The organism is Leclercia sp. Colony189 (assembly GCF_009740165.1).
Taxonomy (GTDB): Bacteria; Pseudomonadota; Gammaproteobacteria; order Enterobacterales; family Enterobacteriaceae; genus Enterobacter.
This window is the reverse complement of sequence record NZ_CP046557.1, coordinates 4,461,347-4,487,445: the sequence shown is the minus strand read 5'-3', so window position 1 is coordinate 4,487,445 and position 26,099 is coordinate 4,461,347. Positions and strand designations below refer to the sequence as shown.

The 26,099-nt window shown below is 57.3% G+C and carries 21 protein-coding genes; 17 read left to right on the top strand and 4 right to left on the bottom strand.

What is annotated here, in order from left to right; genetic code table 11:
- Nucleotides 1-60 precede the first annotated feature (60 nt).
- From ugpA to ugpQ, 4 genes are read left to right on the top strand one after another with little or no spacing between them, the layout of a single operon-like run.
- On the top strand, nucleotides 61-948 hold the full coding sequence (ugpA, locus tag GNG29_RS21445) for a sn-glycerol-3-phosphate ABC transporter permease UgpA (RefSeq protein ID WP_103177350.1): 888 nt from the start codon (nucleotides 61-63) through the stop codon (nucleotides 946-948).
- Nucleotides 945-1,790, top strand: a complete 846-nt coding sequence (gene ugpE / locus GNG29_RS21440) for a sn-glycerol-3-phosphate ABC transporter permease UgpE (RefSeq protein WP_156655318.1) — start codon at nucleotides 945-947, stop codon at nucleotides 1,788-1,790. The genes ugpA and ugpE overlap by 4 nt, the downstream gene beginning before the upstream one ends.
- Nucleotide 1,791: 1 nt before the next feature.
- On the top strand, nucleotides 1,792-2,862 hold the full coding sequence (locus GNG29_RS21435; RefSeq protein WP_103177348.1) for a sn-glycerol-3-phosphate import ATP-binding protein UgpC: 1,071 nt from the start codon (nucleotides 1,792-1,794) through the stop codon (nucleotides 2,860-2,862).
- Nucleotides 2,859-3,599, top strand: coding sequence for a glycerophosphodiester phosphodiesterase (gene ugpQ, locus GNG29_RS21430; RefSeq protein ID WP_156655317.1), 741 nt, complete (start codon nucleotides 2,859-2,861; stop codon nucleotides 3,597-3,599). Before GNG29_RS21435 ends, ugpQ begins: the two co-directional genes overlap by 4 nt.
- Here the strand turns inward: ugpQ and GNG29_RS21425 are convergent.
- Nucleotides 3,596-3,976, bottom strand: a complete 381-nt coding sequence (locus tag GNG29_RS21425; RefSeq protein ID WP_156655316.1) for a DUF2756 family protein — start codon at nucleotides 3,974-3,976, stop codon at nucleotides 3,596-3,598. The genes ugpQ and GNG29_RS21425 overlap by 4 nt on opposite strands.
- A gap of 122 nt (nucleotides 3,977-4,098) precedes the next feature.
- On the opposite strand from GNG29_RS21425, the gene ggt reads away from it, so the two are divergent.
- The gene (ggt, locus tag GNG29_RS21420) at nucleotides 4,099-5,844 is read left to right on the top strand and encodes a gamma-glutamyltransferase (RefSeq protein ID WP_197431827.1); all 1,746 of its coding nucleotides are present in this window, start codon (nucleotides 4,099-4,101) and stop codon (nucleotides 5,842-5,844) included.
- 82 nt (nucleotides 5,845-5,926) lie between these two features.
- On the opposite strand, the gene yhhY is transcribed toward ggt, so the two are convergent.
- Nucleotides 5,927-6,415, bottom strand: a complete 489-nt coding sequence (yhhY, locus tag GNG29_RS21415) for an N-acetyltransferase (protein ID WP_156655315.1) — start codon at nucleotides 6,413-6,415, stop codon at nucleotides 5,927-5,929.
- A gap of 217 nt (nucleotides 6,416-6,632) precedes the next feature.
- Nucleotides 6,633-7,280: a polymer-forming cytoskeletal protein gene (locus tag GNG29_RS21410; protein WP_103177345.1), complete on the bottom strand. Its 648-nt coding sequence runs from the start codon at nucleotides 7,278-7,280 to the stop codon at nucleotides 6,633-6,635.
- A gap of 225 nt (nucleotides 7,281-7,505) precedes the next feature.
- Between GNG29_RS21410 and GNG29_RS21405 the strand changes: the two genes are divergently transcribed.
- The 6 genes from GNG29_RS21405 (at nucleotide 7,506) to GNG29_RS21380 (ending at nucleotide 14,020) form a co-directional block, all read left to right on the top strand.
- A complete protein-coding gene (locus tag GNG29_RS21405; RefSeq protein ID WP_156655314.1) occupies nucleotides 7,506-8,543 on the top strand; it encodes an oxidoreductase in 1,038 nt (345 codons plus the stop codon).
- A gap of 123 nt (nucleotides 8,544-8,666) precedes the next feature.
- Complete coding sequence (locus GNG29_RS21400; RefSeq protein WP_156655313.1) at nucleotides 8,667-9,362, top strand: pirin family protein; 696 nt, start codon at nucleotides 8,667-8,669, stop codon at nucleotides 9,360-9,362.
- Between the two features lie 90 nt (nucleotides 9,363-9,452).
- Nucleotides 9,453-10,448, top strand: a complete 996-nt coding sequence (gene gntR / locus GNG29_RS21395) for a gluconate operon transcriptional repressor GntR (RefSeq protein ID WP_103177342.1) — start codon at nucleotides 9,453-9,455, stop codon at nucleotides 10,446-10,448.
- 126 nt (nucleotides 10,449-10,574) lie between these two features.
- Entirely contained in the window at nucleotides 10,575-11,102 is a 528-nt protein-coding gene (gene gntK / locus GNG29_RS21390; RefSeq protein WP_103177341.1) for a gluconokinase, read from the top strand.
- Between the two features lie 3 nt (nucleotides 11,103-11,105).
- Nucleotides 11,106-12,446, top strand: coding sequence for a gluconate transporter (gntU, locus tag GNG29_RS21385; RefSeq protein ID WP_103177340.1), 1,341 nt, complete (start codon nucleotides 11,106-11,108; stop codon nucleotides 12,444-12,446).
- Nucleotides 12,447-13,573: 1,127 nt separating this feature from the next.
- The gene (locus GNG29_RS21380; RefSeq protein ID WP_156655312.1) at nucleotides 13,574-14,020 is read left to right on the top strand and encodes a hypothetical protein; all 447 of its coding nucleotides are present in this window, start codon (nucleotides 13,574-13,576) and stop codon (nucleotides 14,018-14,020) included.
- Nucleotides 14,021-14,482: 462 nt separating this feature from the next.
- Here GNG29_RS21380 and yhgN read toward each other — a convergent pair whose 3' ends face one another.
- Nucleotides 14,483-15,076 (bottom strand): NAAT family transporter YhgN, encoded by a 594-nt coding sequence (yhgN, locus tag GNG29_RS21375; RefSeq protein ID WP_103177338.1) that lies wholly within the window; start codon nucleotides 15,074-15,076, stop codon nucleotides 14,483-14,485.
- Nucleotides 15,077-15,253: 177 nt separating this feature from the next.
- Between yhgN and asd the strand changes: the two genes are divergently transcribed.
- From asd to glgP, 6 genes are all read left to right on the top strand, one after another.
- Entirely contained in the window at nucleotides 15,254-16,357 is a 1,104-nt protein-coding gene (gene asd, locus GNG29_RS21370) for an aspartate-semialdehyde dehydrogenase (protein WP_103177337.1), read from the top strand.
- Nucleotides 16,358-16,607: 250 nt separating this feature from the next.
- Nucleotides 16,608-18,794, top strand: coding sequence for a 1,4-alpha-glucan branching enzyme (gene glgB, locus GNG29_RS21365; protein ID WP_156655311.1), 2,187 nt, complete (start codon nucleotides 16,608-16,610; stop codon nucleotides 18,792-18,794).
- Nucleotides 18,791-20,764: a glycogen debranching protein GlgX gene (gene glgX, locus GNG29_RS21360; protein ID WP_156655310.1), complete on the top strand. Its 1,974-nt coding sequence runs from the start codon at nucleotides 18,791-18,793 to the stop codon at nucleotides 20,762-20,764. The genes glgB and glgX overlap by 4 nt, the downstream gene beginning before the upstream one ends.
- 18 nt (nucleotides 20,765-20,782) lie before the next feature.
- Nucleotides 20,783-22,078 carry a glucose-1-phosphate adenylyltransferase gene (gene glgC, locus GNG29_RS21355; RefSeq protein ID WP_103177334.1) on the top strand — a complete coding sequence of 432 codons (1,296 nt, stop codon included), beginning with the start codon at nucleotides 20,783-20,785 and terminating at the stop codon, nucleotides 22,076-22,078.
- Nucleotides 22,078-23,511, top strand: a complete 1,434-nt coding sequence (gene glgA, locus GNG29_RS21350) for a glycogen synthase GlgA (protein WP_103177333.1) — start codon at nucleotides 22,078-22,080, stop codon at nucleotides 23,509-23,511. Before glgC ends, glgA begins: the two co-directional genes overlap by 1 nt.
- Nucleotides 23,512-23,530: 19 nt before the next feature.
- Nucleotides 23,531-25,978, top strand: a complete 2,448-nt coding sequence (gene glgP / locus GNG29_RS21345; RefSeq protein WP_103177332.1) for a glycogen phosphorylase — start codon at nucleotides 23,531-23,533, stop codon at nucleotides 25,976-25,978.
- Nucleotides 25,979-26,099 lie beyond the last annotated feature (121 nt).

The window sequence follows — 26,099 nt, the reverse complement described above, 5'->3', positions numbered from 1 at the left end:
AAGACCGTAGGCCGGGTAAGGCGTAGCCGCCACCCGGCGCTGTTCAGGAATACAACCCTCATGTCCTCATCCCGTCCGGTGTTTCGCTCCCGTTGGCTGCCGTACCTGCTGGTCGCGCCGCAACTGGTCATCACCGTTATCTTCTTTATCTGGCCTGCGGGCGAAGCGCTGTGGTACTCGGTGCAAAGCGTCGATCCGTTCGGGCTCTCCAGCCAGTTTGTTGGCCTGGATAACTTCGCTGCCCTGTGGCACGACAGCTACTACATCGACGCCTTCTGGACGACGATCAAATTCAGCACCCTGGTGACGGTGAGCGGTCTTCTCGCCTCGCTCTTCTTTGCCGCGCTGGTGGATTACGTGGTGCGCGGCAGCCGTCTTTACCAGACGCTGATGCTGCTGCCTTATGCCGTGGCCCCCGCCGTCGCCGCGGTGCTGTGGATCTTCCTCTTTAACCCCGGGCGCGGGTTGATTACCCACTTCCTGGCCGAGCTGGGCTATGACTGGAACCACGCCCAGCACAGCGGCCAGGCGATGTTCCTGGTGGTTTTCGCCTCGGTGTGGAAGCAGATCAGCTACAACTTCCTCTTCTTCTTTGCCGCGCTACAGTCCATTCCGCGTTCGCTGGTAGAAGCTGCGGCGATTGACGGCGCAGGCCCGATCCGCCGCTTCTTCCGGCTGTCGCTGCCGCTGATCGCCCCGGTGAGTTTTTTCCTGCTGGTGGTCAACCTGGTCTACGCCTTCTTCGACACCTTCCCGGTGATCGACGCCGCCACCGCAGGCGGCCCGGTGCAGGCCACCACCACGCTGATCTATAAGATCTACCGCGAAGGCTTTGCCGGTCTGGATCTCTCGGCCTCTGCCGCCCAGTCGGTGGTGCTGATGTTCCTCGTCATCATCCTCACGGTGGTGCAGTTCCGCTATGTTGAAAGTAAGGTGCGCTACCAATGATTGAGAACCGTCGCGGGCTGACGATTTTCAGCCATACCATGCTGATCCTGGGGATCGTCGTTATCCTGTTCCCGCTGTACGTCGCCTTTGTCGCCGCCACGCTGGACAGAAACGCCATCTTTGAAACCCCAATGACCCTGGTGCCGGGTTCGCATCTCTTCGAAAACATGGCGACCATCTGGACCCAGGGTGTGGGGGTTAACAGCGCCCCGTTCTGGCTGATGATGCTCAACAGCTTCATCATGGCGTTCGGTATTACAGTGGGCAAAATTACGGTGTCGATGCTCTCGGCCTTCGCCATCGTCTGGTTCCGCTTTCCGCTGCGTAACCTCTTCTTCTGGATGATCTTCATCACCCTGATGCTGCCGGTGGAAGTGCGTATCTTCCCGACGGTGGAGGTGATCGCCAATCTCGGCATGCTCGACAGCTATGCGGGCTTAACCCTGCCGCTGATGGCCTCGGCCACCGCCACCTTCCTGTTCCGCCAGTTCTTTATGACCCTGCCGGACGAGCTGATTGAGGCCGCGCGGATCGACGGCGCCTCGCCGATGCGCTTTTTCCGCGACATCGTGCTGCCGCTGTCGAGAACCAACCTCGCGGCGCTCTTTGTCATCACCTTTATCTACGGCTGGAACCAGTACCTGTGGCCGCTGCTGATTATCCAGGACGTCAACCTCGGCACCGCCGTGGCGGGCATCAAGGGCATGATTTCAACCGGCGAAGGCACCACCCTCTGGAACCAGGTGATGGCGGCGATGCTGCTCACCCTTATCCCACCCGTAGTCATTGTTTTAGCCATGCAGCGTGCCTTTGTCCGCGGCCTGGTCGATAGCGAGAAATAAGATGGCAGGACTTAAATTACAGGCAGTAACCAAAAGCTGGGATGGCAAGACCCAGGTGATTCAGCCGCTGACCCTCGACGTGGCGGACGGCGAATTTATTGTGATGGTTGGCCCGTCGGGCTGCGGCAAATCCACCCTGCTGCGCATGGTGGCGGGGCTCGAGCGCGTCACCTCGGGCGATATCTGGATTGACCGCCAGCGCGTGACCGAGATGGAACCCAAAGATCGCGGCATCGCGATGGTGTTTCAGAACTATGCCCTCTATCCGCACATGAGCGTGGAAGAGAACATGGCCTGGGGGCTGAAAATTCGTGGGATGGGTAAAAGCCACATCGACGAGCGCGTCAAAGAGGCGGCGCGCATTCTGGAGCTGGATGGCCTGCTGAAGCGCCGCCCGCGCGAGCTCTCCGGCGGCCAGCGCCAGCGCGTGGCGATGGGCCGCGCTATCGTGCGTGACCCGGCGGTATTCCTGTTCGATGAACCGCTCTCCAACCTCGATGCCAAGCTGCGCGTGCAGATGCGCCTTGAGTTACAGCAGCTGCACCGACGACTGAACACCACCTCTCTGTACGTTACCCACGATCAGGTGGAGGCGATGACCCTCGCCCAGCGGGTGATGGTGATGAACAAAGGGGTGGCCGAGCAGATTGGCACCCCGGTGGAGGTGTATGAAAAGCCCGCCAGCCGCTTTGTGGCGAGCTTTATCGGCAGCCCGGCGATGAACCTGCTGGAAGGGCGCATCAGCACTGCGGGCACCCATTTCGAACTGGAGAGCGGCATGGCGCTGCCGATCAACTGGTACTATCGCGGCTACGCCGGGCGTAAGATGACCCTGGGTATCCGCCCGGAACATATTGCGCTAAGCTCGCAGGCGGAAGGCGGCGTACCGCTGGTGATGGACACCCTGGAGATGCTGGGGGCCGATAACCTGGCGCACGGACGCTGGGGCGAGCAGAAGCTGGTGGTGCGTATGTCGCACGAGGAGCGCCCGAAAGCGGGCAGCACGCTATGGCTGCATCTGCCGGAAAATCATCTGCACTTATTTGATGGTGAAACAGGACAACGCATATGAGTAACTGGCCTTATCCCCGCATCGTCGCCCACCGGGGCGGCGGTAAACTGGCACCGGAAAATACCCTGGCGGCCATCGACGTTGGCGCGCGTTACGGTCATACCATGATTGAGTTCGATGCCAAGCTGTCGAAAGACGGGGAGATTTTCCTCCTGCATGACGACAATCTTGAGCGCACCAGCAACGGCTGGGGCGTGGCGGGTCACCTGCCGTGGCGCGATCTGCTGAAGGTGGACGCCGGAAGCTGGTTTAGCGGCGAGTTTAAAGGCGAGCCGCTGCCGCTGCTGACTGAGGTGGCCGACCGCTGTCGTCAACACGGGATGATGGCCAACATCGAAATTAAACCGACCACCGGTACGGGGCCGTTAACCGGCAAGGTGATTGCGCTGGCGGCGCGTGAGCTATGGGCAGGAATGACTCCACCGCTGCTGTCGTCGTTTGAGATTGACGCGCTGGAAGCCGCGCAGGCTGCTGCGCCTGAATTGCCGCGTGGGTTACTGCTGGATGCCTGGCGTGATGACTGGCGCGAGCTGACCACTCGACTGGCGTGCGTATCCATTCACCTGAACCATCGCCTGCTGGATGAAGCGCGGGTAAGCACACTGAAAAACGCCGGATTACGTATCCTGGTTTACACCGTCAATCAGCCCCAGCGAGCAGCGGAACTGCTGCGCTGGGGCGTCGATTGTATCTGTACCGATGCGATTGCCCTTATCGGCCCGGACTTTCAGCCCTAAGGGTTATTGAGCATGTCGCCATTCTGCCGCTGCGGCAGCATATGTTGCTGCTGCACGCCGCCAGAGTCGACACTGCCGCCGCTGAGCATCCCGCCGCTGGTATTAGGCAGTACCTGCCCCCCCGGCTGGCTCTGCTGAATCCGCTGGGTGTTGTTATCCATCTGCGTTTGCAGGTGCTGCTGCTGAACGCGGGTTTGCGTTTGCAGCTGCTGGTTTAGCATCCCTGTTTGCTGTTGCTGCTGCATCATCATCTGATTTTGCATTCGCTGCTGGCTGGGGTTCTGATAGCCCGGCTGATTGGGGTTATTCAGGGTGTTGATAGGCTGCGCGAATACGGCAAACGGCAGTAATGTCGCCACAAGAATGAGACGTTTCATGGTCATTCCCTCCATCTGAAGCCTTCTGTAAGTTTATCTCGAATCCGCCATTACGATGATTTTTTAAGAGTTATGAACCAGGCTTAAGCGGGAGCATGAGTCCCTGTACCTGGAGAATAACAATGATGAAACCAACGTTTTTACGCTGGGTGGCGATTGCTGCCCTGACGGCAGGCGGTACGTTTTGCGTGGCAGCGAATCCGCCGGCGGCACCGCCGGTCTCCTATGGTGTGGAAGAGGATGTGTTCCATCCCGTGCGGGCGCAGAAGGGGATGGTCTCCTCAGTAGACGCCCTCGCTACTCAGGTGGGGGTGGATATCCTCAAACAGGGCGGTAATGCGGTGGATGCGGCGGTGGCGGTGGGCTATGCGCTGGCGGTGACCCACCCGCAGGCGGGCAACCTCGGCGGTGGCGGCTTTATGATGCTGCGTACCAAAGATGGCACCACCACGGCGATCGACTTCCGCGAAATGGCGCCGAACCAGGCCACGCGGGACATGTTCCTCGATGACCAGGGCAATGCCGACAGTAAAAAATCGCTTACCTCCCATCTGGCGACCGGTACGCCGGGCACCGTAGCGGGCTTCTCGCTGGCGCTGGATAAATATGGCACCCTGCCGCTGAACAAGGTGGTGCAGCCCGCCATCAAACTGGCGCGGGACGGCTTTGAGGTCAACGACGCGCTGGCCGACGACCTGAAAACCTACGGCAGCGAAGTGATCCCCAACCATGAGAACAGCAAAGCGATCTTCTGGAAGGAGGGCGAGCCGCTGAAGAAGGGCGATAAGCTGGTGCAGAAGAACCTCGCCAAAAGCCTGGAGATGATCGCGGAGAACGGCCCGGACGCCTTCTATAAAGGGGCGATTGCCGACCAGATTGCCGAAGAGATGAGTAAGAACGGCGGGCTGATCACCAAAGCGGATCTGGCGGAGTACAAGGCGGTGGAGCGCACGCCGATTAGCGGCGACTACCGCGGGTACCAGGTTTATTCCATGCCGCCTCCGTCGTCCGGCGGGATCCACATCGTGCAGATCCTCAACATCCTCGAAAATTTCGATCTGCATAAGTTTGGCTTCGGCAGTGCCGACACATTGCAGGTGATGGCCGAGGCGGAGAAATATGCCTATGCCGACCGCTCGGAGTATCTGGGCGACCCGGACTTCGTTAAGGTGCCGTGGCAGGCGTTGACCAATAAAGCCTACGCCAAAACCCTGGCCGATCAGATTGATATCAACAAGGCCAGACCGTCGAGCGAGATCCGCCCCGGCAAGCTGGCGCCGTATGAGAGCAACCAGACCACCCACTTCTCGGTGGTGGATAAAGATGGTAACGCGGTGGCGGTGACCTATACCCTCAATACCACCTTTGGGACCGGGATCGTGGCGGGCAACAGCGGCATTCTGCTCAACAACGAGATGGATGACTTCTCTGCCAAGCCGGGCGTGCCGAACGTCTACGGGCTGGTGGGCGGGGATGCCAACGCCGTGGGGCCGAAGAAGCGTCCGCTGTCGTCAATGTCGCCGACGATTGTGGTGAAAGATGGCAAAACCTGGCTGGTGACCGGCAGCCCGGGCGGCAGCCGGATTATCACCACCGTACTGCAGATGGTAGTAAACAGCATCGATTTCGGGATGAACGTGGCCGAGGCGACCAACGCCCCGCGCTTCCATCACCAGTGGCTGCCGGATGAATTGCGGGTGGAGAAGGGCTTTAGCCCGGATACGCTGAAGCTGCTGGAGCAGCGCGGACAAAAAGTGGCGGTGAAAGAGGCGATGGGCAGCACCCAAAGCATTATGGTCGGGCCCGATGGCGCGCTGTATGGGGCATCGGATCCGCGCTCGCCAGGGGATTTGACGGCGGGGTATTAAACGGTTTGCCGGGTGGCGGCTCCGCCTTACCCGGCCTACAAGGTTTCGTAGGCCCGGATCGCTACGCGTCACCGGGCAATACTCACTTAACCCGCGCCATATAGAGCGCATCCACAAATTCGCCGTCACGCAGGGCGAATCTCTTCCCGGTGCCTTCCACCTCAAATCCATACTTGCGGTACAAGGCAATGGCAGGCGCGTTGTCGGCAAACACCGTCAATTCAATGCGCTCGATGCGCAGCCAGTTATCGCACAGGTTGATCATCTCCCGCATCAATGCGCTGCCCGCCCCGCGCCCCTGCACCTCGGCAGAGACACTGATGCCAAAGGTCGCCACGTGGCTGCGTCGGGGGTTTTCCATCACGTCCAGCGCCAGATGACCGACAACCTTATCGTCCAGGCAGGCCACCAGATGGCGTCTGCCCGACTTTTTCATTACCCGTTCCTGCCACATCTCCATCGATGGATGAGGAAGCTGTAGTGTCTGGTGATACACCCCCGGATGGGTATTAAGCAGGCGTAAAGCTTCGGCATCGGCGGCTTCAACGTGGCGTATCACTATCTCACTCATTCCTTCTTCCTCAGTCAGTTAGGTTCCTTTCCAACATCCATGAGTTTGAAATGTGCGTCAACCGCCATTTTTTGCAAAAAAGTATTGGACAAGTGCGAATGAGAATGATTATTATTGTCTTGCGTTCAGGGAGTCCACGACGGAAACCTGAAAGCACGACATTGCTCACATTGCTTCCAGTATTATTTTAGCCAGCGTCTCGCTGGCTTTTTTTTGTTTAAAGCTTTTGTGAATGCAGGCGATCCGGCATATCAGACAGGTTCTCTTTTATCATACCCACCACGTTGTTCTTCTCCGTCACAGTCGGTAAGACCTCCGCCTGCCCGGAAAAGACGCCGCCTTTTTTGATCGCCAGGGTCCGGTAGAGCAGGGTGCCGGTAATCTGACCATTTTCGCAGATTTCAATAGTATCGCTGCTGCACTGACCGATGACCTTACCGTCCACGATCAGCTCCCGGCAGGTGATGTTTCCCTCCACCTGGCCGCCACGCATAATTTTTATCAGGCTCTCTTTAGAGTCGATATTGCCGTTCAGTGTGCCGTGAACATAGACGTGCCCGCCGGAAACGATATTGCCTTCAAATTGCACATCGCTGGCTATGACGGTGGTGCCGTACTTCTCCACCGCAGTAGGTTCTTTTTCAATGACCGGTGCCTGAGGGAGGATTTCTTGCTTGTCAGTTTCGATCTTTTTTTGTTTTTTAAACATGAGGTTAACCTGATTAGATAGGAGAGGGAGACTAAAAGCCATTAGGGTTAATGCCGCGAACAGCCACGTCAGGGAGCGGGCGTTGAAGCCCCAGGCGACCAGGGCGAGCAGCCAGAAGAGAAGTGCGCTATTTAACGCGAGGTATTTTCTGTCCATAGAAAATGAGCGCGACTCCTTTCGCGAGCATGTTAATTTGACTGCCTTCTTATCCTGGGATTCAGCAGCAGGGTCAAGGTTATGCCCCTTATTTTCGGATTCGATATAGCAATATATTCACCGCGCGGTTTTCCCCCCGGAATAAGCCTAAAAGATTGATGGGGTTAAATTCGCCAGCAGGTTGCGCTATGGTTGAAGGCAGAGACCTTAGCCAGGAACAACATCATGACACTACACTGCGCATTTATTGGATTTGGCAAAAGCACCACCCGCTATCACCTTCCCTATGTACTTACCCGTAAAGCCAGCTGGCATGTGGCGCATATCTTCCGCCGCCACCCGAAACCGGAAGAGCAGTCTCCGCAGTACTCCCATATTCACTTCACCAGCGATCTCGACGAGGTATTGAACGATCCCGAGGTGAAGCTGGTGATCGTCTGTACCCATGCCGACAGCCATTTTGAGTATGCGAAACGCGCGCTGGAATCGGGTAAAAACGTGCTGGTGGAGAAGCCATTTACCCCGACGATGGCCGAGGCGAAAACGCTGTTCGAGCTGGCGCGCAGCAAAGGGCTGACCGTCACGCCCTATCAGAACCGTCGCTTTGACACCTGCTTCCTTACCGCGAAGCAGGCGATTGAGAGCGGCAAGCTGGGCGAGATTGTCGAAATCGAAAGCCACTTCGATTACTACCGCCCGGTGGCGGAGACCAAACCCGGCCTGCCGCAGGATGGCTCTTTCTATGGCCTTGGCGTCCATACCATGGACCAGATAATCAGCCTGTTTGGCCGCCCGGATCACGTGGCCTATGACATCCGCAGCCTGCGTAATAAAGCCAACCCGGACGATACCTTTGAAGCACAGCTCTTCTACGGCGACCTGAAAGCGATTGTCAAAACCAGCCATCTGGTAAAGACCGATTACCCGAAATTTATCGTTCACGGCACCAAAGGCTCGTTTATCAAATACGGTATCGACCAGCAGGAGACCAGCCTGAAGGCTAATATCATGCCGGGTGAACCAGGGTTTGCGGCGGACGATTCCGTGGGCGTGCTGGAGTACGTTAACGACGCGGGTGTGACGGTGAAAGAGGAGATCAAACCGGGCACCGGCGACTATGGCCAGGTCTACGATGCGCTGTACCAGACCCTCACCTGCGGCGCGCCAAATTACGTCAAGGAAATTGAAGTGATGACCAACCTGGAAATCCTTGAACGCGCCTTCGAACAGGCATCACCTGCCACGATAACCCTTGCCCGATAAGCCTGAATGACTCCTCTGTGCTTGTTCAGATATTTTGAACAGAGGAGTCAATTTTCACCCTCTATGATCCCAGGTCGATTGCGTCCACACTTACTCCATCGAAACGAACTGAGGGTAAAAACAATGATCTTCTTACGCAAAGCAAACGACCGTGGACACGCAAATCATGGCTGGCTGGACTCATGGCACAGCTTCTCGTTCGCCGATTATTACGACCCGAATTTTATGGGCTTCTCGGCACTGCGCGTGATCAACGATGACGTGATTGACGCAGGCCAGGGCTTCGGTACCCACCCGCACAAAGATATGGAAATCCTGACTTACGTGCTGGAAGGGGCGGTGGAGCACCAGGACAGCATGGGTAATAAAGAGCAGGTGCCAGCGGGTGAGTTCCAGATTATGAGTGCGGGTACCGGAGTGCGTCACTCTGAATACAACCCGAGCAAAACGGAAAAACTGCACCTCTATCAAATCTGGATCATTCCAGAAGCGAAAGGCATCACCCCGCGCTACGAGCAACGCCGCTTTGACGCGCAGCAGGGTAAACAGCTGGTACTGTCACCGGATGCGCGTGAAGGTTCGCTGAAAGTGCATCAGGATATGGAGTTGTACCGCTGGGCGCTGGCGAAAAATGAGCAGTCTGTGCACCAGATTGCCGCCAACCGTAAAGTGTGGATCCAGGTGGTGAAAGGCGACGTGACCATCAACGGCACTAAAGCGACCACCAGCGACGGTCTGGCCATCTGGGATGAGCAGGCGATCTCTGTCCATGCTGACAGCGCCGCTGAAATCCTGCTGTTCGACCTGCCGCCGGTCTAAATAATTACGCAACCTTCCCTTTAAACGGGGAAGGTTGCGCTTTGTCCGTGATAAACTGAGAAAATCTCTCACTCATGATTTCTCAGGACGATGAAAAAGAAACGCCCCGTACTTCAGGATGTCGCCGATCGCGTCGGTGTGACCAAAATGACGGTCAGCCGTTTTTTACGTAACCCGGAACAGGTTTCCGTGGCCTTACGTGGCAAGATTGCGGCTGCTCTCGATGAACTGGGTTATATCCCCAACCGTGCACCCGACATTCTCTCGAATGCGACCAGCCGTGCGGTGGGCGTCCTGCTTCCCTCCTTAACCAACCAGGTTTTCGCCGAGGTGCTTCGCGGCATCGAAAGCGTCACCGACGCCTTTGGCTATCAGACCATGCTCGCCCACTACGGCTACAAGCCGGAGCTGGAAGAGGAGCGTCTCGAATCTATGCTTTCCTGGAACATTGACGGCCTGATCCTGACCGAACGCACCCACACCCCACGCACGCTGAAGATGATCGAAGTGGCGGGTATTCCGGTGGTGGAGCTGATGGACAGCCAGTCGCCGTGCCTGGATATCGCGGTCGGGTTCGATAACTTTGAAGCGGCCCGGCAGATGACGGCGGCGATCATCGCCCGCGGCCATCGTCATGTCGCCTATCTTGGCGCACGTCTGGACGAACGTACTATCATCAAACAGAAGGGGTACGAGCAGGCGATGCTCGACGCGAACTTAACGCCCTACAGTGTGATGGTAGAGCAGTCCTCTTCCTACACCTCCGGCATTGAGCTGATGCGTCAGGCGCGTCGTGAATATCCGCAGCTTGATGGCATCTTCTGTACTAACGATGACCTCGCGGTGGGCGCCGCTTTTGAATGCCAGCGTCTGGGCCTGAAAATCCCGCAGGATATGGCGATTGCCGGTTTCCACGGTCACGACATCGGCCAGGTCATGGAGCCGCGTCTGGCGAGCGTCCTGACGCCGCGTGAACGCATGGGCCGTATCGGTGCAGAACGCCTGCTGGCGCGCATTCGTGGTGAAGCGGTGTCGCCTAAAATGTTAGATTTAGGTTTCACCCTGTCACCAGGCGGATCTATTTAGCGTGACAAGTTTGAACTAGCTCACACTTATTCACTTCGCGCACGTTTGGATATTGCTTCTCTTCAGCCCCGGCAGGACAATGTTACCGATAACTGTTACCCGTAACAATCGACTGAGGGACATACTTTGAGCACCACAAATCCAGATCACCACGTTTATGTCCTGATGGGCGTTTCCGGTAGCGGTAAGTCCGCCGTTGCCAGCGAAGTGGCACATCAAATCCATGCTGCGTTTCTTGATGGTGATTTTCTCCATCCGCGCAGCAACATCAACAAAATGGCCTCAGGTGAGCCGCTGAACGACGACGATCGTAAACCATGGCTGCAGGCCCTGAACGATGCGGCGTTTGCCATGCAGCGCACCAACAAAGTCTCGCTGATCGTCTGCTCTGCGTTGAAAAAAGCCTACCGCGACCAGCTGCGCGAAGGTAACGCCAACCTCTCTTTCATCTACCTGAAGGGCGACTTTGAGGTGATCGAAAGCCGTCTGAAAGCGCGCAAAGGGCACTTCTTTAAGACCCAGATGCTGGTGACGCAGTTTGAAACCCTGCAAGAGCCGGGCGCAGATGAAAGCGATGTGCTGGTGGTCGATATCGATCAACCGTTAGACGGTGTTGTGGCAAGCACCATTGAGGTCATCAACAAAAGGCAGTAAGTTTTGAGTACGTTAACGCTTGTTTTAACAGCAGTAGGCTCCGTGCTGCTACTGCTGTTTTTGGTCATGAAGGCCCGTATGCACGCCTTCGTGGCTTTGATGGTGGTCTCTATTGGTGCAGGTCTCTTTTCCGGCATGCCGCTCGACAAAATCGCTGCGACCATGGAAAAAGGGATGGGAGGCACGCTGGGCTTCCTGGCGATTGTGGTCGCGCTTGGCGCGATGTTTGGCAAAATCCTGCATGAAACCGGCGCGGTCGATCAGATCGCCGTCAAGATGCTGAAATCTTTCGGTCACAGCCGGGCGCATTACGCCATCGGTCTGGCCGGTCTGATTTGCGCCCTGCCGCTGTTTTTTGAAGTGGCGGTAGTGCTGCTGATTAGCGTGGCGTTTTCGATGGCGCGCCACACCGGCACCAACCTTGTGAAGCTTGTTATTCCGCTGTTTGCCGGTGTCGCCGCCGCCGCCGCGTTCCTGCTGCCTGGCCCCGCGCCGATGCTGCTGGCCTCGCAGATGCACGCTGATTTTGGCTGGATGATCCTCATCGGCCTGTGCGCGGCAATCCCGGGCATGCTCATTGCCGGTCCGCTGTGGGGTAACTTTATCAGCCGTTACGTTGAGTTGCACATTCCTGACGAGATCACCGAGCCGCATCTGGGCGAAAACAAAATGCCCTCCTTCGGCTTTAGCCTCGCCCTGATCCTGCTGCCGCTGGTGCTGGTCGGGCTCAAAACCATCGCCGCGCGCTTTGTGCCGGAAGGCTCTACCGCCTACGAATGGTTTGAGTTTATCGGTCACCCGTTCACGGCGATCCTGGTGGCCTGTCTGGTGGCGATTTATGGTCTGGCAATGCGCCAGGGCATGGCGAAAGACCGCGTGATGGAGATCTGCGGTGCAGCGCTGCAACCGGCGGGTATTATTCTGCTGGTGATCGGTGCGGGTGGGGTGTTCAAGCAGGTGCTGGTGGATTCCGGCGTTGGCCCGGCGTTAGGTGGGGCGCTTACCGGTATGGGTCTGCCGATTGCGGTGACCTGCTTCGTGCTGGCTGCGGCGGTGCGTATCATTCAGGGCTCCGCTACCGTGGCCTGTTTGACCGCCGTCGGGCTGGTGATGCCGGTGATTGAACAGCTGAACTACTCCGGCGCGCAGATGGCGGCGCTCTCTATCTGTATCGCGGGGGGATCTATTGTGGTCTCTCATGTGAACGACGCGGGATTCTGGTTGTTCGGTAAATTTACCGGGGCGACGGAAGCGCAGACGCTGAAGACCTGGACGATGATGGAAACTATCCTCGGGACGACCGGGGCGATTGTCGGGATGATTGCGTTTACGTTGTTGAGCTAGCGGCTACCGTAAACCGTAGGCCGGGTAAGGCGTAGCCGCCACCCGGCTTTTTTGTGCGTGCAGGAAACGTAGGCCGGGTAAGGCATAGCCGCCACCCGGCGGTGAACATGTGGCAATGGTGGTGGTTCCGTTCACTTTACGTTCAAAGCTTCTCTGGGGCGCCAGAACCCGTGAACGTGTCAGGGGGGCTCGCCGCCGCCCCCCTGACCACCCCGGCTCCCGGCCAGGAAAATCGCCGCTTCGCGGTGCCCTCAGCTTATTCCTTCCGGCTATCGGGTCGGGGGCGATCCTACATCCCTGTAGGTCGCCCCCTCTCGGCGCGTCCCTGCGCCTCGCCCCGGCCTCCCGTCAACGCTTCGGCGATTTTCAGCCGGACCAGGGAGCCGCTGCGGGTGTTGTGCTTATCTGAATACTTTCGCCGCTGGAGATTTAATTTCGGGTTATGCGGAGGGACGTAGGCCGGGTAAGGCGTAGCCGCCACCCGGCTTTTTTGTGCGTGCAGGAGAACATGCGGCTCCGTTGGCGGTTCCGTTCACTTTACGTTCAATGCTTCTCTGGGGCGCCAGAACCCGTGAACGTGTCAGGGGGGCTCGCCGCCGCCCCCCTGACCACCCCGGCTCCCGGCCAGGAAAATCGCCGCTTCGCGGTGCCCTCAGCTTATTCCTTCCGGCTATCGGGTCGGGGGCGATCCTACATCCCTGTAGGTCGCCCCCTCTCGGCGCATCCCTGCGCCTCGCCCCGGCCTCCCGTCAACGCTTCGGCGATTTTCAGCCGGAACAGGGAGCCGCTGCGGGTGTTGTGCTTATCTGACTACTTTTGCCGCTGGAGATTTAATTTCGGGTTATGCGAGCAGCCTTCCAGAGCCTCGCTTGATACACCCTCAGCAAAGCGGTATCTTCTCGCCACGCCTGCAAAATCGGGCGTCAGGGTTGGTCCCCTGTTATTCTCATCCGTGATAAAGCTCGTTTTTATCGCGCAGCCCGTTACACCTCAATGGTGGGCTGGACGGTGGCACCGCAAGGTGCGCCGGTAGCTGATGAGGCCGGTAGGACCAACTCCGTTCAGTCCATCACCAGTAAGGTTGGTCCCTTCTGTGGTGGTCAAATTAACTCATCAGAGGCTGTCTTATGACTACTACCCTTAGCTTTTCTCACTCTTTATTCACCACACCCTTCGATCACAACACGGATTTCACTGCGCTGGCGGATAACTGTGCGCGCTTTGTTGATGTACTGGCCGAGTGCGACGATCCGGCGCAAAAGATGGCGCTGTGCGGGCGGCTTTCAGCTTGTCTTGCTCTGCTTCAGCCAACCCTGCTTGAACCTGTACCCGAGCATTTAAAAGCGAGCCTGACGGTGGATGACTTGCCGCTGGACGTGCCGATCTTTGAGCCGGAAGCAGATCAGCTTGGGCGTTACTGCCAGCTATTAACACAGCTACTTCTCAGTCAATCCCTGTCAAAAAGTGATGAAAGAGTGGCAGGAGATTTACTCCAGGAACTGGTCAGTTTTTATAGCGATACGCTAAAAGCACCGCGCTGGCTGCGCACAGATGAAGGTGTCGTGCTGCTGTAAAACGCCGGGTGGCGCTTGTGCTTACCCGGCCTACATTTCTTAACGCGATGGCCAAATTACAGGAAAGTAAAAAAGCTACAGCGGCACCCAGGTCCGGCTGAAAATCGCTGAGTCGTTTCCCCCAGGCCGGGGCGAGGCGCATGGACGCGCCGAGAGGGCATAGCCTGCATGGATGCAGGCTGGTGCCCGACCCGATAGCCGGAGGGAAAAAGACGAAGACAAAATTGCCGGGAGCAATTTTGGACAGCGCTTGCGCTGGCCCCGAAGGGGTGAGCCCCAGAGATGGGGCGAACAATCCGCGAAGCGGCGATTTTCTTGCCGGTAGCCCGGGTTGCCAGGGTGGTGGCGACTGAGCCACCCTGGCACGTTCACCGGCGCGGGTGTAACAGAGAAGTACTGGCAGTAAAGTGAACGGAACTACCACCCCCGCCGCATATTCTCACCCCATCACCCCATAAACCCTCACCCCTTCATCCACGCCCGAATCCCATCCAGGAACATCTGTGTCGCCATCATCACCAGAATCAGCCCCATCAGCCGCTCCAGCGCATTTACCCCTTTCTCCCCCAGCAGGCGCAAAAACAGCGACGACTGCAGCAGAATGATGAACGTTCCGCCCCAGGCAATCAGCAGGGCAATCACCAGATGGCTCATCTGGTTCGGATACTGATGCGACAGCAGCATCAGCGTCGCCAGGATGGTCGGCCCGGCGACCAGCGGGATCGCCAGCGGCACAATAAACGGCTCTTCACCCGCAGGCAGGCCGCTGCTGTTGCCTTCGGTGCTCGGGAAAATCATTTTGATGGCAATCAGGAACAGAATGATCCCGCCGGAAATGGAGACCGTTTCAGCGCGTAAGTTCAGGAATGCGAGAATTTTCTCGCCGGCAAACAGGAAGATAAACATCACCAGCAGAGCGATGAGCAGCTCGCGGATCATGATGGCCCGACGGCGCTTCGGCTCGGTGTGCTTCAACACCGACATGAAAATAGGCAAGTTTCCGAGTGGATCCATAATTAGGATCAATAAAACAGCTGCGGAAATGATTTCACTCATCGTAAATTATCCCTGATACTTGTATGGTTTCCCCGATGATTAGCTCTTTTTCTGATAGCCGGGCAATCATCGATTAATTTCGCTTGCGACTTTGGCAGCATTTTGTAATGTGAAGCATATCCCAGTTCAATACTGGCTTGCACAAACAGCACACACCCTCTGCAGGAAAAAAATGCTATGAAAAACGTTGGTTTTATCGGCTGGCGCGGTATGGTCGGCTCTGTACTCATGCAACGCATGGTTGAAGAGCGCGATTTCGACGCTATCCGTCCGGTCTTCTTCTCCACTTCCCAGCTCGGCCAGGCTGCACCGTCCTTTGGGGGTACCACAGGCACATTGCAGGATGCTTACGATCTGGAAGCGTTGAAGGCGCTGGATATTATTGTCACCTGCCAGGGCGGCGATTATACCAACGAAATTTATCCAAAGCTTCGTGAAAGCGGCTGGCAGGGCTACTGGATTGACGCGGCCTCTTCGCTGCGCATGAAAGACGACGCCATCATTATTCTTGACCCGGTTAACCAGGATGTCATTACCGACGGCCTGAACAAGGGCGTGAAGACCTTCGTGGGCGGCAACTGCACCGTCAGCCTGATGCTGATGTCGCTGGGTGGCCTGTTTGCTCAGGATCTGGTGGAGTGGGTCTCTGTGGCGACCTACCAGGCGGCCTCCGGCGGCGGCGCGCGCCATATGCGCGAACTGCTGACCCAGATGGGCCAACTGCACCACAGTGTTGCTGATGAGCTGGCAAACCCGGCGTCCGCTATCCTCGATATCGAACGCAGAGTGACTCAGCTGACCCGCAGCGGCGAGCTGCCGGTGGATAACTTCGGCGTACCGCTGGCCGGTGGCCTGATCCCGTGGATCGACAAACAGTTGGATAATGGCCAGACCCGCGAAGAGTGGAAAGGCCAGGCTGAGACCAACAAAATCCTGCGTACCGCTTCCGCGATCCCAGTTGATGGCCTGTGCGTGCGCATCGGTGCACTGCGCTGCCACAGCCAGGCATTCACCATTAAACTGAAAAAAGATGTGTCTATCCCAACCGTGGAAGAACTGCTCGCATCACACAATGCGTGGGCGAAAGTGGTGCCAAACGACCGCGACATCACCATGCGCGAACTGACCCCTGCGGCCGTCACCGGCACATTATCTACCCCGGTAGGCCGTCTGCGTAAACTAAATATGGGGCCGGAGTACCTCTCCGCCTTTACCGTCGGCGACCAGCTGTTGTGGGGTGCTGCCGAACCGCTGCGCAGAATGCTGCGCCAGCTCGCGTAATAAATACTTAATACTAAGGGGTGATTTATCACCCCTTTTTTTGCGTACTACATGGAGTAAACGCCAAATGGTCCATAATTTTTCAGGAGTCATATAAAGCGTTGGCTATGCTTTATGCGGGATGTCACATATTCCGCCTGGAGGTTGAACGGAACAGAGAGGATGCACAATGTGCGGTTCCGTTCAGGTCACATCAAGGTCGTACCCGGCGCGCGAAAGGGGCGGCAACTAAAAAAACAGGATGAATACCATGTCCGTTCGTATTGATAGAGACGTGATTAATGCGCTTATTACGGGTCACTTTGCGGATCCGTTTTCTGTACTTGGCATGCACCGCACTGATGCCGGCCTGGAAGTCCGGGCACTGTTACCTGACGCAACGGAAGTGTGGGTGATTGAACCTAAAACCGGCCGCAAGGTCGGGAAACTCGAATGTCTCGATTCACGCGGCTTTTTCGCTGGCGTGATGGCCCGCCGTAAAAATTTCTTCCGCTACCAGCTCGCTGTGATCTGGCATGGACAACAGAATCTGATCGACGATCCCTATCGCTTTGGTCCACTGTTGCAGGAGATGGATGCCTGGCTACTGTCTGAAGGTACGCACCTGCGTCCTTATGAAACGCTTGGCGCCCATGCCGACACCATGGATGGCGTCACCGGCACCCGTTTTACCGTCTGGGCGCCGAATGCCCAGCGCGTCTCCGTAGTGGGGCAGTTCAACTACTGGGATGGCCGTCGCCATCCGATGCGTCTGCGGCGTGAAACCGGCATCTGGGAGCTATTTATCCCCGGAGCCCTGAACGGCCAGCTCTACAAATATGAGCTGATCGATGCGCAGGGCAAGCTGCGCATCAAGGCTGATCCGTATGCCTTCGAAGCGCAGATGCGCCCGGAAACGGCGTCACTCATTTGCGGCCTGCCGGAGAAAGTCGTCCAGAGCGAAGAGCGTATCCGGGCGAACCAGTTCGATATGCCGATCTCTATTTACGAAGTCCATCTTGGCTCCTGGCGTCGTCATACCGACAACAATTTCTGGCTTAGCTACCGGGAGCTGGCCGACCAGCTGATCCCCTATGTGAAGTGGATGGGCTTTACCCATCTGGAGCTGCTGCCCATTAACGAGCATCCGTTTGATGGCAGCTGGGGCTACCAGCCAACCGGGATGTATGCCCCGACCCGCCGTTTCGGCACCCGCGACGACTTCCGCTATTTTATCAACGCCGCGCACGCCGCCGGGCTGAACGTGATCCTCGACTGGGTGCCAGGCCACTTCCCGTCCGATGATTTTGGCCTCGCGCAATTTGACGGCACCAGCCTGTATGAGCACAGCGACCCGCGGGAAGGCTATCACCAGGACTGGAATACCCTGATCTATAACTATGGCCGTCGGGAAGTGACCAACTACCTGGTGGGCAACGCCCTCTACTGGATCGAGCGTTTCGGCATTGATGCCCTGCGCGTGGACGCCGTCGCCTCGATGATCTACCGCGACTACAGCCGCAAAGAGGGCGAGTGGATCCCGAACGAGTTCGGGGGCCGTGAAAACCTGGAAGCGATTGAGTTTCTGCGCAGCACCAACCGCATTCTTGGCGAACAGGCGCCAGGGGCGGTCACGATGGCTGAAGAGTCCACCGACTTCCCGGGCGTCTCCCGTCCGCCGTCAATGGGCGGGCTGGGCTTCTGGTACAAGTGGAACCTGGGCTGGATGCATGACACCCTGGATTACATGAAGCTGGATCCGGTGCATCGTCAGTATCATCACGACAAACTGACCTTCGGCATGCTCTATAACGGCACCGAGAACTTTGTCCTGCCGCTCTCCCACGATGAAGTGGTGCACGGCAAAAAATCGATTCTCGACCGTATGCCAGGAGACGCGTGGCAGAAATTTGCCAATCTGCGCGCTTACTACGGCTGGATGTTCGCCTTCCCGGGGAAAAAGCTGCTGTTTATGGGCAACGAGTTCGCCCAGGGCCGCGAGTGGAACCACGATGCGAGCCTCGACTGGCATCTGCTGGAAGGGGGCGACAACTGGCACCACGGCGTTCAGCGCCTGGTGCGCGACCTCAACCATACCTACCGTCACCACAAAGCCCTGCACGAACTCGACTTTGATGATTACGGCTTTGAGTGGCTGGTGGTGGATGACCACGAGCGCTCGGTGCTGATCTTTGTCCGTCGCGACAAGGCGGGTAACGAAATTATCGTCGCCAGTAACTTCACCCCGGTGACGCGCCATCACTACCGTTTCGGCATCAATCAGCCAGGCAAATGGCGTGAAGTGCTGAATACCGACTCCATGCACTATCACGGCAGCAACGCGGGTAACGGGGGGCTGGTACAGAGCGATGAGCAGGAGAGCCACGGTCGTCCACAATCCCTGAGCATTACGTTGCCGCCGTTAGCCACTATCTGGCTGGTCCGGGAGGGGGAATGACGCAACTCGCCGCAGGTAAACCCGCTCCGCTTGGCGCATGCTATGACGGAAAAGGAGTGAATTTCACTCTCTTTTCCGCCCACGCTGATCGGGTTGAACTCTGCGTGTTTGACGGCAAAGGCATTGAACATCGGTACGATATGGTGGCGCGCAGCGGCGATATCTGGCATGGCTATCTGGAACATGCCCGCCCCGGCATGCGCTATGGCTTTCGGGTTTATGGCCCGTGGGATCCGGCAAAGGGGCTGCGCTTTAACCCGGCAAAACTGCTGCTTGACCCGCGCGCGTATCAGGTCGAAGGCACGCTGAATGATGATCCCCTGCTGCACAGCGGCAAAGATACCCCGGATCACCGTGACAGTGCGGCCGTTGCGCCAAAAAGCGTCGTGGTCAGCGATCACTACGACTGGGAAGAGGACGCCCCGCCCAACATACCGTGGGGCAAAACGGTTATCTATGAAGCCCATGTCAAAGGGCTGACCTGGCTGCACCCTGACCTCCCCGAAGATATCCGCGGCACCTACAAAGCGCTCAGCCACCCGGTGATGATTGCTTATTTTAAGCACCTCGGCATCACTGCGCTGGAATTATTGCCGGTGGCCCATTTCGCCAGCGAGCCGCGCCTGCAACGCCTCGGTCTCAGTAACTACTGGGGCTATAACCCAATGGCGATGTTCGCCCTTGAACCGCGCTATGCCTCGCATCCCGACCGGGCAAGAGATGAGTTTCGTGACGCGGTGAAGGCGCTGCACGAAGCGGGTATCGAGGTCATTCTGGATATCGTCCTCAATCACAGCGCCGAGCTGGATCTTGAGGGGCCGACGTTCTCCCTGCGCGGAATTGATAACCCTAGCTATTATTGGTTAAGAGAGGATGGTGATTATCACAACTGGACCGGTTGCGGTAACACTCTCAATCTCAGCCATCCGGCAGTGACAGACTATGCGTATGCCTGCCTGAAGTACTGGGTTGAAACCTTCCATGTCGACGGTTTTCGTTTTGATCTTGCGTCGGTGATGGGACGCACGCCGGAATTCAGCCAGCAGTCGCCGCTGTTTGAGGCGATAAAAAACTGCCCGCTGCTCTCAGGTGTGAAGCTGATTGCAGAACCCTGGGATATCGGCCCGGGCGGCTACCAGGTGGGAAATTTCCCGCCGCCGTTTGCGGAGTGGAACGATCACTATCGTGATGCGGCGCGCCGCTTCTGGTTGGCGCGCGATCTCTCTTTGGGAACATTTGCCGGACGTTTCGCCGCTTCCAGCGATCTGTTTAAACGCAACGGGCGCTTGCCTTCCGCGTCGATCAACCTGTTGTCGGCGCACGACGGTTTCACCTTGCGCGACTGCGTTTGTTTCAATCAGAAACACAATGAAGCAAACGGTGAAGAGAACCGTGACGGCACCTCCAGTAACCACAGTTTTAACCATGGCGTTGAAGGGTTAAGTGGCAATCTGGATGTGATCGAGCGGCGCCGCGCCAGCGTGCATGCGCTGCTGACGACGCTTTTACTGTCACAGGGTACGCCGATGCTGCTGGCGGGCGATGAACATGGCCACAGTCAGCACGGCAACAACAATGCTTATTGCCAGGATAACGCGTTAACCTGGCTTGACTGGCAGCAGGCAAACGAGGGACTCGTCGCCTTTACTGCCGCGTTGGTCCATCTGCGTAAGCAGATCCCGGCGCTCACCGAGGATCGGTGGTGGGAAGAGGGCGACGGCAACGTTCGCTGGTTAAATAAAATGGCGCAACCGTTAGGTGCGCACGAGTGGCAGAACGGTGTGCCGCGCCTGCAAATCCTGCTTTCGGATTGCTGGCTCATCACCCTCAATGCCACAGATGAGGTCGCAGAAATTATTTTACCTGAAGGGGAGTGGCGGGCTATCCCCCCATTTGCCGGAGAGGATAATCCGGTCGTTATGACTGTCTGGCATGGGCCTGCGCACGGTGTATGTGTATTCCAGAGATGATAATAAAAGGAGTTGATCATGGTTAGGTTAGATAAGAACGACCCTCTAATGTTGGCGCGTCAGCTGCCATTGAAGTCTGTTGCCCTGATTCTTGCTGGCGGCCGCGGTACCCGATTAAAAGATTTAACGATCAAGCGCGCCAAACCCGCCGTCCACTTCGGCGGTAAATTCCGTATTATCGATTTTGCTCTGTCCAATTGCCTCAACTCAGGCATTCGCCGTATTGGCGTCATTACCCAGTATCAGTCACACACTCTGGTGCAGCACATTCAGCGCGGCTGGTCGTTCTTCAGTGAGGAGATGAACGAGTTTGTCGATCTGTTGCCTGCCCAACAGCGCGTACATGGCGAAAACTGGTACCGCGGCACCGCCGATGCGGTCACGCAGAACCTCGATATCATCCGCCGTTATAACGCCGAGTATGTGGTGATCCTTGCCGGGGACCATATCTACAAGCAGGACTACTCGCGCATGCTTATCGACCATGTCGAAAAAGGGGCGCGCTGCACCGTAGCCTGTTTGCCGGTGCCCGTTGCCGAGGCGACGGCGTTTGGCGTCATGGCGGTGGACGAAAACGACAAGGTGATCGATTTCGTAGAAAAACCGGCAAACCCACCTTCAATGCCGGGCGATGACACTAAAGCGCTTGCCAGCATGGGTATCTATGTCTTTGATGCAGATTACCTTTACCAGCTGCTGGAAGAGGACGACAAGGATGAAAAATCCAGCCACGACTTCGGCAAAGACATCATCCCGAAAATCACCAAATCTGGCATGGCCTATGCACATCCTTTCCCGCTCTCCTGCGTGCAGTCCGATCCGAATTCAGAACCGTACTGGCGCGATGTAGGAACCCTGGAGGCGTACTGGAAGGCTAACCTCGATCTGGCCTCTGTCACGCCGGAACTGGATATGTACGACCATAACTGGCCGATTCGTACTCATATGGAGTCTCTGCCGCCGGCAAAATTTGTCCAGGACCGTTCGGGCAGCCACGGCATGACCCTGAACTCGCTGGTTTCCGGCGGGTGCATTATCTCCGGCTCGGTGGTGGTGCAGTCGGTGTTGTTCCCGCGCGTGCGGGTGAACTCCTTCTGCAATATTGATTCATCAGTGCTGTTACCCGACGTCTGGGTGGGCCGCTCGTGCCGCCTGCGTCGTTGCGTTATCGACCGTGCCTGCGTGATTCCGGAAGGCATGGTAATTGGAGAAAATGCGGAAGAGGACGCGCGCCGTTTCTACCGCTCAGAAGAAGGTATCGTGCTGGTTACGCGTGAAATGCTGCGTAAACTGCAGATCAAACAGGAGCGATGATGCAGGTTTTACACGTTTGTTCTGAAATGTTCCCGTTGCTCAAAACCGGCGGGTTGGCGGATGTGATAGGGGCGTTACCGGCGGCGCAAATTGCAGGTGGGGTTGATACCCGCGTGCTGTTACCCGCTTTTCCAGATATTCGTCGCGGCGTGCCTGACGCGCAGATCGTCAGCCGCCGCGAGACCTTTGCCGGGCGCATCACATTACTGTTTGGCCATTACAACGGCGTGGGCATCTACCTGATTGACGCGCCGCATCTTTATGACCGCCCAGGGAGCCCGTACCACGACACTAACCTGTTTGCCTATACCGATAACGTGCTGCGTTTCGCGCTGCTCGGCTGGGTAGGGGCGGAGATGGCCTGTGGGCTGGATCCGTTCTGGCGTCCGGACGTGGTGCATGCCCACGACTGGCACGCCGGGTTAGCGCCAGCCTATCTGGCGGCACGCGGCCATCCGGCGAAGTCGGTCTTTACCGTGCATAACCTGGCATACCAGGGCATGTATTTCGCCAAACATATGGATGACATCGATTTGCCATGGTCATTCTTTAATATGCACGGGCTGGAGTTTAAGGGGCAGATCTCCTTCCTCAAGGCCGGGCTTTACTACGCCGATCACATTACCGCCGTCAGTCCAACCTACGCGCGGGAGATCACCGAAGCGCAGTTTGGCTATGGGATGGAGGGGCTGCTCAGTCAGCGTCATCGCGAAGGCCGACTGTCGGGCATTCTCAACGGCGTGGATGAAAAAATCTGGAGTCCGGAAACCGATCTGCTGCTGGGCGCGCGCTATAACCGCGACTCCGTGGAAGATAAGGCCGAGAACAAACGTCAGCTGCAGGTTGCCATGGGACTGAAGGTCAACGACAAGGTGCCGCTGTTTGCGGTGGTAAGCCGTCTGACCAGCCAGAAAGGACTCGATCTGGTGCTCGAGGCGCTGCCGGGTCTGCTGGAGCAGGGCGGGCAACTGGCGCTGCTGGGGGCGGGCGATCCGGTACTGCAGGAGGGCTTCCTCGCCGCCGCCGCCGAACATCCGGGACAGGTGGGTGTGCAGATTGGCTATCACGAAGCGTTTTCGCACCGCATCATGGCGGGCGCAGACGTTATTCTGGTGCCGAGCCGTTTTGAGCCCTGCGGCTTAACCCAGCTGTATGGTCTGAAGTACGGCACACTGCCACTGGTGCGGCGTACTGGCGGGCTGGCGGATACCGTATCCGACACCTCGCTGGAGAATCTGGCGGATGGGATCGCCACCGGATTTGTCTTTGAAGACAGTAATGCCTGGTCGCTGTTACGCGCGATTCGTCGTGCTTTCGTGTTGTGGTCACGTCCTTCTTTATGGCGTTTTGTTCAACGTCAGGCGATGGCCATGGATTTTAGCTGGCAAGTTGCGGCGCAGTCCTACCGCGATCTTTATCAACGCTTGATGTAACAATGCTGGAATCAGAGATATGAATGCACCCTTTTCCTATGCGTCTCCCACGGTAAGCATTGAGGCGTTAAAGCACTCCATTGCTTACAAGCTGATGTTCACCATTGGCAAAGACCCGGTCATCGCCAACAAACATGAATGGCTCAACGCCACCCTGTTTGCGGTGCGTGACCGGCTGGTTGAGCGCTGGCTGCGCTCCAACCGCGCTCAGCTCTCACAGGAGACTCGCCAGGTTTACTATCTGTCGATGGAGTTTTTGATTGGCCGCACCCTTTCCAACGCGCTGCTGTCGCTGGGTATCTATGACGACGTCAAAACCGCGCTGGAAGAGATGGGGTTAGATTTAGAAGAGCTGATTGACGAAGAGAACGACCCTGGCCTCGGCAACGGTGGTCTGGGTCGTCTGGCAGCCTGCTTCCTCGATTCGCTGGCGACCCTCGCCCTGCCAGGGCGTGGCTACGGTATCCGCTACGATTACGGCATGTTCAAACAGAACATTGTCGATGGCCGACAGAAAGAGTCTCCGGACTACTGGCTGGAGTACGGCAACCCGTGGGAGTTCAAGCGCCACAATACCCGTTATAAAGTCCGCTTCGGTGGCCGTATTCAGCAGGAAGGCAAGAAGAGCCGCTGGGTCGAGACCGAAGAGATCCTGGCCGTGGCTTACGATCAGATCATTCCCGGCTACGACACTGACGCCACCAACACGCTGCGCCTGTGGAACGCCCAGGCCAGTAGCGAGATTAACCTCGGTAAGTTCAACCAGGGCGACTACTTCGCGGCGGTGGAAGATAAAAACCACTCCGAGAACGTCTCCCGGGTGCTCTATCCGGATGATTCCACCTACTCCGGGCGCGAGCTGCGCCTGCGTCAGGAGTACTTCCTGGTCTCCGCGACCATTCAGGATATCCTGAGCCGTCACTACCAGCTGCACAAAACCTACGCCAATCTGGCGGATAAGATCGCGATTCACCTGAATGATACCCACCCGGTGTTGTCGATCCCTGAGCTGATGCGCCTGCTGATTGACGAGCATAAGTTCAGCTGGGACGAGGCGTTTGAGGTGACCTGCCAGGTCTTCTCCTACACCAACCACACGTTGATGAGCGAAGCGCTGGAAACCTGGCCGGTGGATATGCTGGGCAAAATCCTGCCGCGCCACCTGCAGATTATCTTTGAGATTAACGACTTCTTCCTGAGAACGTTGCAGGAGCAGTATCCGCACGACACCGGCCTGCTGAGCCGCACCTCGATCATTGATGAATCCAATGGCCGCCGGGTGCGCATGGCGTGGCTGGCGGTGGTGATCAGCCACAAGGTCAATGGCGTGTCTGAGCTGCACTCGAACCTGATGGTGCAGTCGCTGTTCGCAGACTTTGCGAAAATCTTCCCGATGCGTTTCTGCAACGTCACCAACGGGGTAACGCCGCGCCGCTGGCTGGCGCTGGCGAACCAGCCGCTCTCCGATGTGCTCGACGAGAACATCGGTCGCACCTGGCGGACCGATTTAAGCCAGCTGAGCGAGCTTGAGCAGCATGCTGACTTCCCGACGGTGAATAAAGCGGTGCGTGATGCCAAGCTGCTCAATAAAAAGCGGCTGGCGGTGTGGATGGCGCTGCATCTGAACGTAGTCGCTAACCCGAAAGCGCTGTTCGACGTCCAGATCAAACGTATCCACGAGTACAAGCGTCAGCTGATGAACGTGCTGCACGTGATCACCCGCTACAACCGCATCAAGGCCGACCCTGATGCGGACTGGGTGCCACGCGTGAACATTTTCGCCGGGAAAGCGGCGTCGGCCTACTACATGGCGAAGCACATTATTCATCTGATCAACGATGTGGCGAAGGTGATCAATAACGATCCGCAGATTGGCGACAAGCTGAAGGTCGTCTTCATCCCGAACTACAGCGTGAGTCTGGCCCAACTGATCATTCCGGCCGCCGATCTCTCGGAGCAGATCTCCACCGCAGGCACCGAGGCGTCGGGCACCAGTAACATGAAGTTTGCCCTCAACGGCGCGCTGACCATCGGCACGCTGGATGGCGCCAATGTTGAGATGCTGGAGCACGTGGGTGAAGAGAACATCTTTATCTTCGGTAACACCACAGAAGAGGTGGAGGCGCTGCGTGCTAAGGGCTACTCACCGCGTGATTATTACGAGCAGGATGAAGAGCTGCGTCAGGTGCTGACCCAGATCGGCACCGGGGTATTTAACCCGGATGAGCCTGGCCGCTATCGCGACCTGGTGGATTCGCTGATTAACTTCGGTGACCACTACCAGGTGCTGGCGGACTACCGCAGCTATGTGGATTGTCAGGACCGGGTGGACGAGCTGTACCGTAAGCCGGAAGAGTGGGCCACCAAAGCGATGCACAACATCGCCAATATGGGCTACTTCTCGTCGGATCGCACCATTCAGGAGTATGCCGAGAACATCTGGCATATCAAACCGGTGCGGTTGTAAAAAAAACGCCGGGTGGCGGCTGCGCCTTACCCGGCCTACGTTCATTTGTCTTTTGTAGGCCCGGTAAGCGCCAGCGCCACCGGGCACGAAGCCCGCATGAAACCTGTAGGCCCGGTAAGCG